This window comes from Phyllobacterium sophorae, assembly GCF_003010965.1.
In the GTDB taxonomy this organism is placed as follows: domain Bacteria; phylum Pseudomonadota; class Alphaproteobacteria; order Rhizobiales; family Rhizobiaceae; genus Phyllobacterium; species Phyllobacterium sophorae.
Genome location: NZ_PGGM01000005.1, coordinates 12886 through 30499, shown reverse-complemented (window position 1 = coordinate 30499; position 17614 = coordinate 12886). Strand labels below are relative to the sequence as shown.

The following is a 17614-nucleotide window of genomic DNA, read 5'->3' as shown; positions in this document are numbered from 1 at the left end:
AGATGTCCCTGATTCAAGAAATCGATTACGGCACACCCGCCAGTACCTCGGAGAAGATGATCACGCTGACCATCGACGGAAACGAGGTTACCGTGCCCGAAGGTACGTCTATTATGCGTGCTTCCATGGAAGCCGGGATAAAGGTGCCGAAGCTCTGCGCTTCTGACATGGTCGATGCATTCGGTTCCTGCCGCCTCTGCCTTGTCGAGATTGAAGGCCGCAATGGCACTCCTGCATCCTGCACGACACCCGCGGTGGAAGGTCTCGTCGTCCGCACTCAGACCCAGCGGCTGAAAGACATCCGCAAGGGTGTGATGGAACTCTATATTTCCGATCATCCGCTCGATTGCCTGACTTGCGCTGCCAATGGCGATTGTGAATTGCAGGATATGGCAGGAGCCGTGGGCCTCCGCGATGTTCGCTATGGCTATGAGGGTGACAACCACGTTTTCGCGAAAGCCGGTGTTGTTGCCAATGACCGCTGGTTGCCGAAGGATGAATCCAACCCTTATTTCACCTATGATCCATCGAAATGCATCGTCTGCTCGCTTTGCGTGCGCGCCTGTGAGGAAGTGCAGGGCACGTTTGCGCTGACCATTGAAGGCCGTGGCTTCAACAGCCGGGTCGCTTCCGGCGCGCGTGAAAGCTTCATCGAGAGCGAGTGTGTGTCCTGCGGCGCTTGTGTCCAGGCTTGCCCGACGGCGACGCTGACGGAAAAATCAGTCATTCAGATCGGTCAGCCGGAACATTCGAAAGTCACGACCTGTGCCTATTGCGGCGTCGGCTGCTCGTTCAAGGCCGAGATGCGCGGCGAGGAACTGGTGCGCATGGTGCCGTGGAAGGATGGCAAGGCCAATCGCGGTCATTCCTGTGTCAAGGGCCGCTTCGCTTATGGTTACTCGACCCACAAGGACCGCATTCTCAATCCTATGATCCGCGAGAAGATTTCGGATCCCTGGCGCGAAGTCACTTGGGATGAAGCATACAAGCACGTGGCGAACGAGTTCCGCCGTATCCAGTACCAGTATGGACGCAATTCCATTGGTGGCATCACATCCTCGCGCTGCACCAATGAAGAGACATTTCTTGTCCAGAAACTGGTTCGCGCTGGCTTCGGCAACAACAATGTCGATACCTGCGCCCGCGTCTGCCATTCGCCAACGGGCTACGGCCTGAAGCAGACCTTTGGCACTTCGGCAGGCACACAGGATTTCGACAGCGTCGAGCATACCGATGTGGTGATTATCATCGGCGCCAATCCGACCGATGGCCATCCGGTTTTCGCCTCGCGCCTCAAGAAACGCCTGCGTAAGGGCGCAAAGCTGATCATCGTCGATCCGCGCCGCATCGACCTCGTGCGCTCGCCGCATGTGGAAGCCTCGTATCACCTGCCGCTGCGTCCCGGCACCAATGTCGCCGTCGTCACCTCCATGGCGCATGTGATCGTCACCGAAGGTCTCTTCGACGAGAAGTTTATTCGGGAACGCTGCGATTGGGCCGAATTCCAGGATTGGGCCGCCTTTGTATCCTCTCCGGAACATAGCCCGGAAGCGATCGAGCAGATTTCCGGCGTTTCTCCGCAGTTGCTGCGTGAGGCCGCTCGTCTGTTCGCCACCGGCGGCAATGGCTCGATCTACTATGGCCTTGGCGTCACCGAACACAGCCAGGGCTCGACGACTGTCATGGCCATCGCCAATCTCGCCATGGCGACCGGCAATATCGGACGCAAGGGCGTCGGTGTGAACCCTCTGCGCGGCCAGAACAATGTGCAGGGTTCTTGCGATATGGGTTCCTTCCCGCACGAATTGCCGGGCTATCGCCATATCTCCGATGAATCTACGCGCGATATTTTCGACAAGCTCTGGGGCATCAAGCTGCAGGATGAACCGGGGCTGCGCATTCCCAACATGCTCGACGCGGCCGTCGATGGTACGTTCAAGGGCATCTATATCCAGGGCGAAGACATTCTCCAGTCCGACCCGGACACGAAGCATGTCGCTGCCGGTCTTGCTGCGATGGAATGTGTCGTTGTGCACGATCTCTTTCTCAACGAAACCGCCAACTACGCACACGTCTTTCTGCCTGGATCGACCTTCCTTGAGAAGGACGGCACTTTCACCAATGCCGAGCGCCGTATCAATCGTGTACGCAAGGTGATGAGTCCACTCAACGGCTATGCCGATTGGGAAGTCACGCAAAACCTTGCCAAGGCGATGGGTCTCAACTGGAACTACCAGCATCCCTCCGAGATCATGGACGAAGTTGCGCTGACGACGCCGAGCTTTGCTGGTGTGTCTTTCGACCTCCTCGATCGGGAGGGTTCGGTGCAGTGGCCATGCAATGAAAAGGCGCCATTGGGCACACCGATCATGCATATTGAGAGCTTTGCTCGTGGACGGGGCAAGTTCATCCGCACCGAATATGTTGCAACGGACGAGCGTACCGGACCGCGTTTTCCATTGCTGCTCACGACTGGCCGCATTCTCTCGCAGTATAATGTCGGTGCGCAGACTCGCCGCACGGATAATGTCATCTGGCATGAAGAGGACCGGCTTGAGATTCACCCCCACGATGCCGAGCAGCGCGGTATCCGCGACGGCGATTGGGTGAAGGTCACCAGCCGTTCGGGAGAAACCACCCTGCGGGCGCTTATCACCGACCGCGTATCGACGGGAGTGGTCTATACGACCTTCCACCATCCAACGACGCAAGCCAACGTCATCACCACTGACTTTTCCGACTGGGCGACCAATTGTCCCGAATACAAGGTCACGGCCGTTCAGGTCGGTGCCTCGAACGGTCCGAGCGATTGGCAGGTCAAGTATGACGAACAGGCGCGCCAGAGCCGGAGGATCGCACCCGTTCTGGATGCGGCCGAGTAGCCATGGTCGAGCGCCTCACACGGCTATCTGTTCCGCGCATCACCCGCCGCCGCAAGGGTGCCGGTGAAGTCTATGCGACGGACAGGCGGATAGTGCCCGAGGAGACGCCGGTTGCGTTTAGCTATAACGGCACAACCCATGCGGTCATGATGGCGACTCCGGCCGATATGGAGGATTTCGCCGTTGGCTTCAGCCTGTCAGAAGGTATTATTTCGCGGATCGAAGAGATCAGCGAAATTGCTGTCGAGGAACATGATGATGGCGTCGATATCCAGATACGTCTCGCCAGCGAAGCGGGGCAGGAGCTCACCGATCGCCGCCGCCGCATGGCCGGACCCGTTGGCTGCGGCCTTTGCGGCATCGAGTCGATCGAGCAGGCGCTGAAGCCGGTCGCATCGGTCGACAGGGCCAGGCTCAAACTCATGCCGGACGAAATCGCCGAGGCAGTCAGGCTCTTGTCAGCGGTCCAGCCACTGCATAGTGAGACGGGTGCTGCCCATGCCGCCGGGTTCTATGTTGCGGGCAAAGGCATCGTTGCGGCACGCGAGGATGTCGGCCGCCACAATGCACTCGACAAGCTTGCCGGGGCGCTCTGCCGCACCGGAATGAGAGGTGAAACCGGTGCAGTCGTCATCACCAGCCGCGTGTCCATCGAGATGGTGCAGAAGACAGCCATTATCGGCGCGCCCATCCTGATTGCGGTTTCCGCACCAACCTCCTTGGCGATCCGCACGGCGCAGGCAGCTGGAATGACCCTGATTGCGCTGGTGCGCGGCGACGAGTTCGATATTTTCACGCGGCATGAGCGCATTCCGCTGGCCGGCGAAACGCTCGCGGAGGATGTCACGCTGAACAATCCGGCCACCAAACCCAATCCGGATTCTGCCGCATCGAGCCTCGTTCAAAGTCCCACAGTACGATTGGTGCAATATGGATAGTGAAAGTCACAAATCGACCGCAGACAAGCTGGTTTATATGGCCAACCAGATCGCCACGTTCTTCCACACACAGCCGAAGGACGAAGCCGTGGCAGGTGTTGCCGATCACATCAATCATTTTTGGGAGCCGCGCATGCGCGCGCAGTTTTTCACGATACTTGAGCAACCCGATAACGGTCTTGATCCACTCGTTGTCGAAGCAGCAAAGCACATCCGCAAGCCGGGCCCGGTTCCGGTCTAACGCTTTCGCACTTCCCGGTACTTACACACCCGATGCCTTCTGAGCGCCTGCGCAATTGGTATGGTATTGGTAAAAGTGTCATTTGCGTATTGCTCATATTATTTCAATACGCAACTTGATAAATTCCCCGGGTTGCGTCTACGATGAAACGGATTGGAGTATATTAAAACCAATCTAATACCTTACTGACGAACCAATTGAATATTGCACTGTTTTAATCAAATGAATTTGGAGAATGATTCCATGGGAAATAACCCATTCAGATTTTTATCCCGAACATGCCTCAGTCTGTGTCTTGCAATGGCGATGCTTGGTGTAGCGCCCGCGACGCCGTTTGCTGCGGCCATATCGGACGGTGAGTTCTTTTTGAAATCAACGTGGCCCTCCTCAATAACCGGAGATTTTATGCTGACGAGCGCCAGCAGGATTATCGTGGTCGGCGATGTTGACGAGAAGCTGGAAGAAAATGGAAAGACCGATGGCAAGGGCGACCTTGCCGCGCTTCTGGATGAGCCGCGCGGCTGGGCGCAGAAACTACGCTATGCGACCGGCTTTGAATTGGAGATTGTTTCTAACGTCTCGGACGGGAAAGCATCCGACATTGTCCTCAGGAGGGTTCCCGTAGACTCGGTTGATTTCATCGCCCCAGGCTACGGTATGTTTGTGGTTGCCAACCCCAGCGATCCCAATTCAACAAAGAAAAAGATTACGAAGAATTATAAGCAAGAGGGCTATCTGTTTTCAGCAAACGCTACGGGACTGACGATCACCTATGCCAAGACGCTGGGCGGGTTTCGCGGCTTTCAGACAGCGACGCTGATGGTGATGAACGATGATGATAAAGCTGTTGGAACACATAGAACGATTCAAGGGATAAACGGCTTCGACTATCCGCAATATGAAAACCGCCGCATCATGTTGGATGTCGCGCGCCAGTTTGTACCGGTCGATCAGCTCATCGGCTATATGGACAAGATGAGCATGCACAAACTCAATGAGTTGCATTTGCATCTCAATGACAGCACTGCTCCGGAGCTCGGCGGAGCAAAAAATGGTTATTTCCGGTTATATAACGAGTCCAAACCGCGTGAACTTTTGATACCAGCTGATCAGCCGATAAAAGATGGAAAACCGGTTTTTGCTGCCGGCAAAACAGTTTACGATTCCAAAGATTGGGCCAATCTCGAAAAGGCAGCCTACCGCTATGGCATCAAGCTTGTCCCTGAATTTGACGCTCCTGGCCATGCCAGTGCGTTCAAGGACGATGGTGCTGGTTCACTCCAATATGCTCCTGTTGATCGACTTACTCTACTTTCAAAACCTTGGGCGATCTCTGATTCAATTTTGACCAATGATGTAGGTGATCGGTGGACACCTAGTAAAAATCTGGAAAATACAGTCACTTATTTTGAAAGCCTTATACGGGATTTCAGGCCTTGGTTCAAATCAGACACGATCCATATTGGCGGTGACGAAGCCGACCCAAACAAGTATCCGGATACGATCAAATACATCAATACACTATATGACAGGATCAAGAAAACTCCACAGAACAAGGATGGGTTTACGCATGTCTGGATGTGGGATGACGGCATACATATGGTTAATGGGATGCCCGGTTTGTACCAGGGTGCTAATTCCGAAATTGGAATCGTAAGATGGCAAGATTGGTTCGACAAGTCATTTCTTCAAATCAAGAATCGCCCAGAATCTAAATGGATTGATGCCGAGGGAACAGAATTCTATTATACCCCAAGGAACTTCCTGCCCAATAACTACACGAGCATTGGTAAAACCTCGCCTGAAATATACAATTCCTATCTGCGAAGATTGGCGCTTTATTCTTCTATCGGGACGATACCTAACGGGATTCAATATACGCAGTGGAGCCATCTGGCAGGATTCCCAGGGAATCAGATTAATCCAGACTATATTAATGCCGGCCTGTCGAAGACATTCCCAGGCATCGGATATTTCACTTGGCATGGAGCCGACGACATTCCAAATCCCGTGGTGCAGATTGTCGGACTTACACCGTCGCGCATATTCAGACCCTATGACTATATTTACATTGAGCGTCTGATCAATGTTTCTCAAGAAATGTCGGCCTTCTGGGTTCATGAGCGCCTCAAAAAGAGTGTGGCGGAAGCGAAGGACGTTCTAATGAAGGCATCCAAGCATCGGGAACTGTATCGGGAATTCTTCGGCCCGGTGCCAGGTGACATCAGGGAAACAACAAATGCAGACACAGACTGGATGGGCTGGGATGTATCGGATATGGCTTTGGCATTCACAGCCGCGGATGCGGAAGCCAAATAGAAATAGACGTATGGGAAATAACCAACCAACAGCAGGCCCCCGTCGGGGCCTGTTCTCTTATCTGCCCTATTGTCTGTGGACCGCCTGGGGATCGAAGGGCAGGTCGGCCAGTTCATCGAGCTCCATGGCCTCCAGCGCCGGATGCGATAGCGGATCCCTGTACCAGTCATTCGCAGGGTCGCGGTCAGACTGGGTTAGACCATTGCGAAGCCACATCTCCAAGCCTCGTATCAACAAGAAAATCTTCATCTGACATATCCATGACCACGGAAACATGTGCTATTTTGTCTGCAATTAGTGCCGATCACAATCAAGATTGCCGAAACCATTATAAAGAAAATCTTCATGAAGAACCTCAACAGGTTTCATCTCAACGGTTTGAAGGCAGTGGAGGCGATCGGGCGCCTCGGGTCGCTGCCAAGGGCCGCCGAGGAACTCGGTGTCTCGGTGAGTGCGGTCAGCCAGCAGCTGATACGCACCGAGGGACAGATGGGCCAGGCGATCTTCGACCGGACGCGAGCGGGCCTGGTTCCGACCTCCTTTGGCAAGACCCTTCTCGCCAGGCTCGAGGAAGGGTTCCAGCAGCTTTCCAGGGCCGTGGCACTTGCCGATGGCGTTGACCAGACATTGCTGCTTTCCGTTGCCCCGACATTCGCATCGAAATGGCTCGTGCCGCGCCTCGGGCGGTTGCGAGCCGCGCATCCGGATCTGAAAATCCGCATCGATCCTTCTCCCGGCGTGCTTGATCTCAAAAGTTCCGATATCGACCTGGCGATCAGACTCGGTAGTGGCGATTGGCAGGACGGCACCCCGGAATGTCTGCTGCCGCAGAAAATGTTCCCCGTTTGCACCCGCGCCTTTGCCGAACGTTTGCGCGGACCGGCCGACATCTTCAACCAGCCGATCATCTGCTACGAGAACCCGATGTTCAGCTGGGATGACTGGCAGGCGGCGACCGGTCTTGCAGGTCCCTTGCCATTCGATGGACCAACATTCTCCGACCCATGGCTCGGTCTCGAAGCGACGATCAGCGGCCAGGGCATCATGCTGGCCTGGGATCTCTTTGTCGAAGACGCACTTGCCGATGGCCGGCTGGTCGCGCCATTTCCAACCCGGGTGCCATCGTCGATCGCCTATTGGCTGGTCTCGCCGAAAAATCGCAAACCAACGCCGCAAATGCTTCATTTTCAGAACTGGATACGAAGCGAAATTGCACAGGGCAATGCGACCACAGAACATCGTCTGATGCTCTAAACTGTTTGATCTGTTGACAAATTATACTGAAGTTTGAAGAGTGCCGCTCATCTGGATTAGCAGCGGTTGGAGGGCTCTATGTCTATGCGCGCGGTAATCGGGTTTTCGGCGTTTCTTCTCTCCGTTTTCGCTGCCGCAATTCCGGCTGGCGCTGCAGAAACCAATCGCGATGTCGTCACGACGAAGGATGGCGACTATTTCGGTTTTGACCTGCGCACGGAACAGGATGTCACGCTCGATCAGTGCGAACTGGTCTGTCTTGCGGACCGGTCCTGCAAGGCTTTCACCTACAACCCAAAGGTGAAATGGTGTTTCCTCAAGTCTGATTTCAATCAATTGAAAAGCGCGCCGGGCTCGGTTGCCGGCAAGGTAATCGAAACTGCTGCCGAACCCGATATCGGTGCTCCGCCGAAGTTGCAATTTGTCTCCGACCAGCTCGTTCAGGACGCGCGTCAGGTCAAGGCAAGCCTGTTCCTGACCGACGAACAGAAGGCGCAGGGCGTCGATGGGCTCGTCGCGACAGCGCGGCGGGAGCTTGGCGCAGGTAATGTGGCCAGCGCACTCAATGCCTTCAAGGGCGCGCTGGCCATCACACCCGACGATGGTGCGTTGTGGATCGAGACAGCTCGCGCTGCCAACCGCGATAGCAAGAACACCTACGTTGCCGGGCAGGCATCGCTTGCGGCATTGAACGGTTATCAATTGACGCGCACTGCGCAGAGCCGGGCAGACGCGCTGGCGGCGTTGGCGGCAGCGCTGCAGAACGTCGAAAACTACCGCGCCGCGCTCAGCGCATATAAAACCAGCCTGACGCTGGTCAACGACAAGACCGTAGAGGCCGCCTATCTCGATCTGAGGGCACGACAGGGTTTCCGTGTCGTCAATCACACGATCGACGCGGACAGTGCCACGCCGCGTGCCTGCGTGCAGTTCTCTGATCCGCTGGTGAAAATGGGCACGGATTATGCTCCATTCGTGACGCTCAATGGCGCGGCGCCGAAGGCCGTCGAAGCCAAGGGAAGCGAGATTTGTGTCGAAGGTCTCGAGCATGGCCAGCGCTACAAGCTGGCCTTTCGCCCGGGCTTGCCGTCATCAGTGGGCGAATCGCTGGAAGCACCGGTTGATCTCGACATCTACATCAAGGATCGCTCCGCCATGGTGCGCTTTGCCGGCGACAGTTTCGTCCTGCCGAGCACAGCACGCCGTGGTATTCCAATCGTATCGGTCAACACGACGAGCGCCAATCTCAAGCTCTACCGCATCGGTGATCGCGGCCTTGCGCCACTTTTGACCAGCTCGCAGTTTCTGACGCAAATTGACGGCTACAATGCGCAGCGGCTGCAGGACGAAGCGGGCGAACTGGTGTGGCAAGGCGCCATCGATATCCAGACTGACCTTAACAAGGATGTCGTCACCAGCTTCCCTGTCGATGAGGCACTGCCGCAGCGCAAACCCGGTGTCTATGTGCTGACTGCGGTTTCGCCCGACGCGAAGACCGAGGAATGGGACGCGCAGGCAACGCAGTGGTTCGTCGTCTCCGATATCGGACTTTCCACCTATGCGGGCACCGACGGCCTCAACGTCTTTGCCCGCTCGCTCGCCACAGCGCAGCCGCTCATTGGCGTCGAATTGCAACTGCTCGCCAAGAACAATGAAATTCTCGGCACCGCCGTTACCGACACCGAGGGCAGGGCAACTTTCACCGCGGGCCTGATGCGTGGCACGGCGGCAATGGGTCCGGCGGTCATTACCGCCAAGAACGGCGATGCGGATTATGTCTTCCTCGACATGACCCGCGCGGGCTTCGATCTGTCGGATCGCGGTGTCACTGGCCGCGCCGCTCCCGGCGCCATAGACATTCTGGCCTGGACCGAGCGCGGCATTTATCGCGCTGGAGAAACCGTGCATGCTTCTGCTCTGGCGCGTGACAATGCGGCCAATGCTATCGAGAAGTTGCCGCTAACCTTCGTATTCAAGCGGCCGGATGGCGTTGAAGACCGGCGCATGGTCAGCGATGGTGCCAATCTCGGCGGTCATACGCTGGACCTTGTCCTTCAAGCCAATTCCATGCGTGGCACCTGGACCATGCAGATATACACCGATCCCAAGGGATCGCCGATATCGGAGAAGCAGTTTCTGGTCGAGGACTTTGTTCCGGATCGGGTTGAATTCGATTTGACCAGCGATGCAAAGTCTTTGGAAGTCGGCAAATCCACGCCGGTTAAAGTCGACGGGCGTTATCTCTATGGTGCTCCTGCCGCCGGGCTTGACCTTGAAGGCGAAATCGCCGTCAAGCCGACGCGTGAAAGCACTGACTTCAAGGGTTACTTCTTCGGCCTTGCAGACGAACAGGCAAGCGAGGACACGCGCATCCCACTGGAGGATTTGGCCCAGCTTGACGACAATGGCAAGGCAACGTTCGACGTCTCGCTGAACGACGTTCCCTCGACGACGCAGTTGCTCAACGCCGATGTTGTCGTGCGAATGCAGGAGGCCGGGGGCCGTGCCGTCGAACGCACACTGACGCTGCCGGTCAAACCACAGGGATCGATGATTGGCATCAAGCCGGAATTCTCCGGCGACCTTGCGGAGAATTCCGTTGGTAAGTTCCATGTCATTGCCGTCGACCAGAATGGCCAGAAACAGGCCATGCAAGGTCTGGAGTGGAAACTCCTCAGCGTCGAGCGCAATTACCAGTGGTACCGTGATGGAAGTTCCTGGAAATATGAGCCGATTCTGTCGACCAAGCAGATCGCCAACGGGCAGGTGAGTACAACACCGGACGGCGCTGAGATTTCGGTACCGGTCACCTGGGGACGTTTTCGCCTCGAGGTGGAAAGCGCCGAAGCGGATGGCCCGGCTTCGAGCGTGGAATTCGATGCCGGCTACTATGTGGCCGCGACATCGACGGAAACGCCAGATGGGCTAGAGATTGCGCTCGACAAGGACAATTACGTTGCCGGCGATACGGCAAAGCTTAAAGTTTCGCCGCGTTTTGCTGGTGAGCTGCTCATCACGGTCGGTGCCGAAAACCTGTTGGCAACCAAGAAGGCCAGCATTCCTGCTGAGGGCGGTGAAGTGGAATTCTCCGTCAACGCCGATTGGGGCGCCGGTGCCTATGTCACCGCCACTCTGTTCCGTCCAGGCAATGCACAGGAAACCCACATGCCGATGCGCGCTATTGGCATCAAATGGCTCAATGTCAGCCCGGGCGACCGCCACCTCTCCATGAAGCTCGATGCGCCCCAGAAAACCGAGCCGCGCAAGCCGCTGAATATCGCTTTGCAAGTAACGGGCGCTGGCGCCAATGAAGACGCTTTTGTCACCGTTGCCGCGGTCGATGTCGGCATTCTCAATCTGACCCGCTACGAAGCACCGAATCCCGATGGCTGGTATTTCGGCCAGCGCCAATTGGGTCTTGAGATTCGCGATCTCTACGGCCGGCTGATCGACGGTTCATTGGGAGCGCTGGGGAAACTGCGAACCGGCGGTGATGGTGCGCAAATGCCGATGCAGGGTAGCCCGCCCACCGAAAAACTCGTCGCTTTCTTCTCTGGTCCTGTAAAACTGGACCCGCAGGGCAAGGCGAATGTCAGCTTCGACATTCCGCAGTTCAACGGCACCGCCCGCGTCATGGCTGTTGCCTGGTCAAAGACCGGTGTCGGTCATGCGACGTCCGACGTGGTCATTCGCGATCCGGTCGTTGTCACCGCGAGCCTGCCGAAATTCCTCGCTCCTGGCGACAAGGCTTCGTTGCGGCTCGATGTCGCCAACACTGATGCACCGGCCGGCGACTACCAGCTGCAGGTGACAAGCAATCCGGTCGTGAGCGTCGATCAGCCCGGAGCATCACAGACGGTTAACCTGACAGCAGGTGGCAAGTTCGATATCACGCTGCCGGTGACCGGCGAGCATCCGGGCGATGGTGTTGTTTCGGTCAAGCTATCCAACGCCGCCGGGCTGTCGCTTGAGCAGACGCTGAATGTCCCTGTCCGGCCGGCCACGCTGCCGGTCACGTTGCGCAAGCCAATCAGGGTGGCACCGAACAGTAGCCTCAAGGTGGATGGCGAACTCCTGGCGGGCAGCATCCTGCAGGGGGCTTCTGTCAGCCTGAACGTCACCCGTTCTGCGGCGTTTGACATTCCAGCTCTGCTGATGACGCTCGACCGCTACCCCTATGGTTGTGCCGAGCAAACCACCAGCCGCGCCTTGCCATTGCTCTACATGAGCGAACTCGCCAAGCAATCCGGCATTGCCGAAGACGGCGAGGTGCAGAAGCGCGTGCAAGAGGCCATCCACCGCGTCCTGTCATACCAGTCTTCGTCTGGAAGCTTTGGCTTGTGGAGTCCGGGTTCAGGCGATTTATGGCTTGATGCCTATGTCACTGATTTCCTGACCCGTGCCCGTGAACAGAAATATGAAGTGCCGGAACAGGCGTTGGTTCAAGCGTTGGAAAACCTGCAGAACTCACTGAGCTATGATGTGAACGTGAAGGATCAGGGCAATGAGATTGCCTATGCCCTCTATGTTCTGGCGCGCAACCGCAAGGCCGCGATCAGCGATCTGCGCTACTATGCCGACACCAAGCTCGCTGAGTTTCCAACGCCGTTGGCGCGGGCTCACTTGGCGGCTGCTTTGTCGCTCTATGGCGATGCGCAGCGCTCGCAGAGCATTTTCACCAATGCCCTGCAACAGTCGACACTGGTGACCAATGTCAGCCTGGTCCGCTCCGACTATGGTTCATCGTTGCGCGACGACGCGGCGGTTCTGGCATTAGCAGCCGAGAGCCGTCCGGTCCCGCCGATCATTCCGCAACTGTCCAAGATCGTCGCCAACGCATGGGAGCGCAAGATTTATACGAGCACGCAGGAACAGACGTGGATGCTTCTGGCAGCACGTGCCATACAGGGCGGCGATGCGGATCTTAAGCTCGATATAAACGGCGCCGCACACGCCGGTGGTTATGTCGCGCGGTTGACGGGTGATGAACTTCTCGCCCAACCTGTCACAATCACCAATGCTTCGGCAGAACCCGTGTCTGCCGTCGTTACGACTGTTGCTTCTCCGTCGCAGCCGCTGCCGGCAGGCGGCGATGGCTTCAGCATCGAACGTACCTACTACACGCTCGACGGCCAGCAGGCCAATGTCAGTGAGGCAAGACAGAACGAACGCTATGTGGTCGTTCTGAAGGTGACGGAAACCAACAACTGGCCGTCGCGTGTGTTGATCACCGACCTTCTGCCCGCCGGTTTCGAGATCGATAATCCTGGCCTCGTTAACAGCGCGAGCCTGTCGAATTTCGACTGGGTCGGCGAAGTGGAAGCCGCGCATACGGAATTCCGCAGCGATCGTTTCGTCGCCGCTTTCGATCGCACATCCGGCGATAATGGTGAAATCACGCTGGCCTACGTGGTGCGCGCCGTAACACCTGGCACCTATGATCATCCGGCCGCCAGTGTCGAGGATATGTACCGTCCGCAGTTCTCGGCCCGCACCGCGACCGGTCGTATGGAGGTCGTCGCAGGACAATAATGGCGGCTTGGCGCATATTCTGCATCGGCGTATCGGCCAATCTGGTTTTGGCAACAGTGCTGGCCTTTGGTCTTGATGCAGCCGATCATGCCTTCCCGCCGCCATTGGAAAATGCGCGGGAGATCTCAGCGGAAGTGCTCGATGCCGAGGGCCAACTGCTGCGAGCTTTCGCGACGTCAGAGGGGCGTTGGCGCCTTGGCACGACGGCCACGGATGTCGATCCTCAATTCGTCCGCATGCTCATCGCCTACGAGGATCAGCGTTTCTGGCAGCATCGTGGGGTCGACCCCATCGCCCTGGCCCGCGCTGCGGTCCAGTTCGTCGGCAATGGCCGCATCGTTTCGGGTGCATCGACGCTGTCCATGCAGGTGGCCAGGCTGATCGAACCGCGAGAGGGACGCTCTCTCACCGCAAAATTCCAGCAGCTCGTGCGCGCCCTGCAGATCGAGCGCCGTCTGGGCAAGCCGGAAATTCTTGACCTCTATCTGACGCTTGCACCCTATGGCGGCAATCTGGAAGGCATCCGTGCTGCAAGCCTTGCCTATTTCGGCAAGGAGCCGCGCCGCCTGACCGTAGCGCAATCCGCATTGCTCGTTGCATTGCCGCAGCTCCCGGAGCGGCGCAGGCCCGATCGCAATCCGGCTCTGGCCGAAATCGCGCGTGGCCGCGTGCTGCAGCGCATGGCGGTAGAGAAGGTTGTAGGTGAGGGGGAAGCGGAGCGGGCCGGCCTTGCGCCGATCCCGTCGCGCCGGTTGCAATTGCCGGCCTATGCCGCGCATTTGGCGGAAGCTGCGCAGCGCAAGGAACCGAACGTCAAGCGCCACCAGACCACATTGCACCGGTCTATCCAGCAGGGTCTCGAAACGGTCGCGAAAGATGCAGCAGGCAAGCTGGGAGCGAAAGTCTCCGTTGCCATGGTCATGGCCGACGTGCGCACTGGTGAGATTGTCGGCGAGGTGGGATCTGCCGATTATTTCGATGCCAGCCGCTCTGGCTGGATCGACATGACCCGGATCAACCGCTCGCCGGGCTCGACGCTGAAACCATTTATCTATGGCCTTGCCTTCGAAGACGGGCTGGTCAGCCAGGAAACAATCATCGAGGATCGGCCGTCCGATTTCTTCGGCTATCGGCCACGCAATTTCGATATGAGCTATCAAGGCGATGTCAGTATCAGGCAGGCGCTGCAATTGTCGCTCAATGTGCCTGCGGTGCGCCTGCTCGATGCTGTCGGCCCAACGCGGCTGATGGTGCGGTTTCGCCGCGCAGATGTCCGGCCGGTCCTGCCGCCCAACGAGGCGCCGGGTCTTGCCATTGGCCTTGGCGGTGTTGGTATCACGCTGAAGGATCTGGTGCAGCTATATGCGGGGCTGGCCAATCGCGGCAGACCGATGCAGCTTGGCGATGGCATCCAGGACAAGCCCGAAACCATCGAAGGTGAGCCGCTGCTCGAGCCGGTGGCTGCGTGGAACGTTGCCGATATTCTCTCGGACGTTTTGCCGCCTGCAGGCGCGGGCCAGCGTGGCATCGCCTATAAGACCGGCACCAGCTACGGCTACCGCGATGCCTGGTCGGTTGGATTTGACGGCAATTATGTGCTGGGCGTCTGGGTCGGCAGGCCGGATAATGGTGCTGTACCCGGCCTGACCGGTTATGGAGCCGCAGCGCCGATCCTGTTCGAAGGCTTTGCCAAGTCCGGCATTGCCGTTACACCACTGCCACCGGCACCCGCCGGGGCCGTGCGCATCGCGCAGGCGCAGTTGCCGGTCAGTCAGCGGCGCTTTTCCATGAATGCGAGCGGGTTGCTGGCCGCGTCAACGCGCGAACCCGCGCCGCAGATTATCTTTCCGCCAGAGGGAGCGCGCGTCGAACTTGGTGCAAAAGCTGGCGGAGACATCATGCCGCTTGCATTAAAGCTGCAGGGAGGGCGAGCGCCGTTCCGCTGGCTCGCCAACGGCAAGCCTCTGCCGGAAACCTCGCGTCGCCGCGTCAATCAGTGGGTGCCAGATGGTGGTGGTTATTCGACGTTGACCGTGATTGACTCAGTTGGCCGTGCAGCCAGTGTCCGCATATTCGTCGATTGAATTGGAAAGGCGGCGTCTGATGACACCGCCTTTGTTGTTGTCGAGGTTCTGACCTTAACGAGCCTGAACGAGTGCCGAAATTACACCAGAGGCGACGCTGATCATCACGTAGTCATTGTCGGCCCTTACCCACTGGTAACCGCGTGGTGGCGTGCGCAGGTGGTAACGATGATAGTCGCGCACGACATTGCGGCGGTAGCTCGAAGGAAGGGCGTGACCGCGTGACCAGCGGCTGCCATGCTTTACCACGACCTTCTTCTTGACGATGACGTGCTTCTGCTGGTGGCCATAGAGATGGCCCTTGTAATTCTGCTGCTGCGCGAATGCAGCGGGTGCTGCGATCAGGGAGATGGCAAGTGCTACCAGAGCGATCTTTTTCATTCCGTTTCCTCGTCAGTTGCGTGGGGATTAAAAACCACGAGTTGTCTTGGGGACACGCTCTGGTTTTAGGCCCGACGAGATGAATGAAAACTGAATGCCAACCTAAATAATTTGTAATGTTTCAAATGGGTTAGCACTGATTGCTGTTTCGCCCGTGCAATGTCAGCCATACCGGCTGATATTGAGCGGAGAAGCATCGACATCCGGCGATTTGCCTGAGACCAGATCTGCCAAAACCCTGCCGGACCCGCACGACATCGTCCAGCCAAGTGTGCCGTGCCCGGTGTTGAGGTAGAGATTGGAATATTTGGTGACGCCGCCAATGATCGGCGGTCCGTCCGGCGTCATCGGCCGCAATCCCGTCCAGAAAGTCGCTTTGCTGAGGTCGCCGCCGCCAGGGAACAGGTCGCCGACCGAATGGTGCAATGTCGCCCGCCGCGCATCCCGCAAGTTGAGATCATAGCCCGAAATCTCCGCCGTACCGCCCGCACGGATGCGGTCTCCAAGCCGGGTAATTGCGACTTTGTAGGTTTCGTCCATAATGGTGGAGACAGGCGCGGCATCCTTGTCGGCAATCGGGGCGGTGATGGAATAGCCCTTTACCGGGTAAACCGGGATATGCACCCCGACCCGGCGCAGCAGGAAGGGCGAATAGCTGCCGAAGGCCACAACATAAGCGTCCGCCGTCAATTCTTCTGTTTCGGTTGACACGCTGGCAATGCGATTGCTGCTCGTGTTGATGGAGGTAACGGTCGTGTTGAAGCGAAACGTAACGCCGTTCTCCGCACACAGGGCCGCCAGTTTCTCGGTGAACATCTGGCAGTCGCCGGTTTCGTCGCCGGGAAGGCGCAGACCGCCGACGAACTTGCCTTTGACATTGGCAAGCGCTGGCTCGGCCGCCATGCACCCGGCCGGGTCGAGAAGCTCATATGGAACGCCGAATTGCTTTAGCACCTCGATGTCCCCAGCCGTACCGTCATACTGTTTTTGCGTGCGAAAAAGCTGCAGCGTCCCCTGGGTGCGTTCGTCATAGGCAATACTGACCTCCGAACGAAGCGCCTTCAGGCAATCGCGGCTATATTCGGCAAGTGGCACCATGCGCGCCTTGTTGCGGGCATAGCGTGCAGAGGTGCAGTTGCGCAGCATACGCACGAGCCAAAGCGCCATATAGGGATCGAATTTCGGCCGCACGACCAGCGGGCCAAAATGCATAAGCATCCATTTGATTGCTTTGATCGGCACGCCAGGTCCGGCCCACGGGGACGAATAACCGGGTGATATTTCCCCTGCATTGGCAAAGCTTGTTTCCAGCGCTGGTCCAGGCTGCCGGTCGACCACCACGACTTCATGTCCCGCCTGCGCCAGATACCAGGCCGATGTGACACCGACAACGCCACTGCCAAGGACAAGAACTTTCATGATGAGGAGACTCCTTCAGACAATGCGATACCCGTTTGAGAGGGCAGTAGAGATGACTCGCACTGTGTGATGGCGAAATATTTCTTTCCAGACTTTTCTTGGCGATGCGCTGAAATGTCTTGGTTTTTTGCCATTCATCCAGAATTTGGACAAAATAAAAGGCCGGGAAAACCCGACCTTCTCAAATTCATCTCTGCTATCAGTGCCAGTACATCCGTGGTCAAAGACGCGAAGACGAATTATTTTTAGCCAGCCTGAAGCTGATCAGCAGTCATCTTGCCGGACTTGTTGTCACGGACCAGCTCGAAGCTGATCTTCTGACCGTCATTGAGGCTGCGCATGCCAGCGCGCTCAACGGCAGAGATGTGTACGAATACATCTGCTGAACCATCATCTGGTTGAATGAAGCCGAAGCCTTTTGTGGAATTGAACCACTTAACTGTTCCAGTGCTCATGATGAACCCTTTCAATGGAAATATTGTAATACAGGGCACGACGCGCCATGCAGTTTTTAGCTCGATTTTTGAAGAAGGATCTTTCAGAGCGCCTGAAGCGCAAAAAAGT

At 57.2% G+C, this 17614-nt stretch carries 11 protein-coding genes; 7 read left to right on the top strand and 4 right to left on the bottom strand.

Going from position 1 to position 17614, the window contains the following annotated elements; all coding sequences use genetic code 11:
- Positions 1–2 precede the first annotated feature (2 nt).
- From fdhF to CU103_RS12720, 4 genes are all read left to right on the top strand, one after another.
- Entirely contained in the window at positions 3–2882 is a 2880-nt protein-coding gene (fdhF, locus tag CU103_RS12735) for a formate dehydrogenase subunit alpha (RefSeq protein WP_106664316.1), read from the top strand.
- A 2-nt stretch (positions 2883–2884) separates the two neighbouring features.
- Positions 2885–3820, top strand: coding sequence for a formate dehydrogenase accessory sulfurtransferase FdhD (fdhD, locus tag CU103_RS12730; RefSeq protein ID WP_106664315.1), 936 nt, complete (start codon positions 2885–2887; stop codon positions 3818–3820).
- Positions 3813–4061 (top strand): formate dehydrogenase subunit delta, encoded by a 249-nt coding sequence (locus CU103_RS12725; RefSeq protein WP_106664314.1) that lies wholly within the window; start codon positions 3813–3815, stop codon positions 4059–4061. Before fdhD ends, CU103_RS12725 begins: the two co-directional genes overlap by 8 nt.
- Before the next feature lie 243 nt (positions 4062–4304).
- Positions 4305–6380 (top strand): family 20 glycosylhydrolase, encoded by a 2076-nt coding sequence (locus CU103_RS12720; RefSeq protein WP_162707115.1) that lies wholly within the window; start codon positions 4305–4307, stop codon positions 6378–6380.
- A 66-nt stretch (positions 6381–6446) separates the two neighbouring features.
- Here CU103_RS12720 and CU103_RS12715 read toward each other — a convergent pair whose 3' ends face one another.
- Complete coding sequence (locus CU103_RS12715; RefSeq protein WP_106664312.1) at positions 6447–6629, bottom strand: hypothetical protein; 183 nt, start codon at positions 6627–6629, stop codon at positions 6447–6449.
- A 96-nt stretch (positions 6630–6725) separates the two neighbouring features.
- Here CU103_RS12715 and CU103_RS12710 point away from each other — a divergent pair, with 96 nt between their 5' ends.
- The 3 genes from CU103_RS12710 (at position 6726) to pbpC (ending at position 15250) form a co-directional block, all read left to right on the top strand.
- Positions 6726–7634: a LysR substrate-binding domain-containing protein gene (locus CU103_RS12710; protein ID WP_106664589.1), complete on the top strand. Its 909-nt coding sequence runs from the start codon at positions 6726–6728 to the stop codon at positions 7632–7634.
- 84 nt (positions 7635–7718) lie between these two features.
- Positions 7719–13166: an alpha-2-macroglobulin family protein gene (locus CU103_RS12705; RefSeq protein ID WP_106664311.1), complete on the top strand. Its 5448-nt coding sequence runs from the start codon at positions 7719–7721 to the stop codon at positions 13164–13166.
- Positions 13166–15250 (top strand): penicillin-binding protein 1C, encoded by a 2085-nt coding sequence (gene pbpC / locus CU103_RS12700; protein ID WP_106664310.1) that lies wholly within the window; start codon positions 13166–13168, stop codon positions 15248–15250. The genes CU103_RS12705 and pbpC overlap by 1 nt, the downstream gene beginning before the upstream one ends.
- A 54-nt stretch (positions 15251–15304) precedes the next feature.
- Here the strand turns inward: pbpC and CU103_RS12695 are convergent, their stop codons facing one another.
- The 3 genes from CU103_RS12695 to CU103_RS12680 all read right to left on the bottom strand — a co-directional run bounded on the left by CU103_RS12695 (position 15305) and on the right by CU103_RS12680 (position 17505).
- Entirely contained in the window at positions 15305–15631 is a 327-nt protein-coding gene (locus CU103_RS12695) for an RcnB family protein (protein WP_106664309.1), read from the bottom strand.
- A 162-nt stretch (positions 15632–15793) separates the two neighbouring features.
- The gene (locus CU103_RS12690; RefSeq protein WP_106664308.1) at positions 15794–17050 is read right to left on the bottom strand and encodes a D-amino acid dehydrogenase; all 1257 of its coding nucleotides are present in this window, start codon (positions 17048–17050) and stop codon (positions 15794–15796) included.
- Between the two features lie 245 nt (positions 17051–17295).
- Complete coding sequence (locus CU103_RS12680) at positions 17296–17505, bottom strand: cold-shock protein (protein WP_091881096.1); 210 nt, start codon at positions 17503–17505, stop codon at positions 17296–17298.
- Between the last annotated feature and the right edge of the window lie 109 nt (positions 17506–17614).

Excerpts from the sequence above, each read along its gene's own strand:
- fdhF (WP_106664316.1), top strand. The coding sequence starts at position 3 with ATGTCCCTGATTCAAGAAATCGATTACGGCACACCCGCCAGTACCTCG.
- fdhD (WP_106664315.1), top strand. The coding sequence starts at position 2,885 with ATGGTCGAGCGCCTCACACGGCTATCTGTTCCGCGCATCACCCGCCGC.
- CU103_RS12725 (WP_106664314.1), top strand. The coding sequence starts at position 3,813 with ATGGATAGTGAAAGTCACAAATCGACCGCAGACAAGCTGGTTTATATG.
- CU103_RS12720 (WP_162707115.1), top strand. The coding sequence starts at position 4,305 with ATGGGAAATAACCCATTCAGATTTTTATCCCGAACATGCCTCAGTCTG.
- CU103_RS12715 (WP_106664312.1), bottom strand. The coding sequence starts at position 6,629 with ATGAAGATTTTCTTGTTGATACGAGGCTTGGAGATGTGGCTTCGCAAT.
- CU103_RS12710 (WP_106664589.1), top strand. The coding sequence starts at position 6,726 with ATGAAGAACCTCAACAGGTTTCATCTCAACGGTTTGAAGGCAGTGGAG.
- CU103_RS12705 (WP_106664311.1), top strand. The coding sequence starts at position 7,719 with ATGCGCGCGGTAATCGGGTTTTCGGCGTTTCTTCTCTCCGTTTTCGCT.
- pbpC (WP_106664310.1), top strand. The coding sequence starts at position 13,166 with ATGGCGGCTTGGCGCATATTCTGCATCGGCGTATCGGCCAATCTGGTT.
- CU103_RS12695 (WP_106664309.1), bottom strand. The coding sequence starts at position 15,631 with ATGAAAAAGATCGCTCTGGTAGCACTTGCCATCTCCCTGATCGCAGCA.
- CU103_RS12690 (WP_106664308.1), bottom strand. The coding sequence starts at position 17,050 with ATGAAAGTTCTTGTCCTTGGCAGTGGCGTTGTCGGTGTCACATCGGCC.
- CU103_RS12680 (WP_091881096.1), bottom strand. The coding sequence starts at position 17,505 with ATGAGCACTGGAACAGTTAAGTGGTTCAATTCCACAAAAGGCTTCGGC.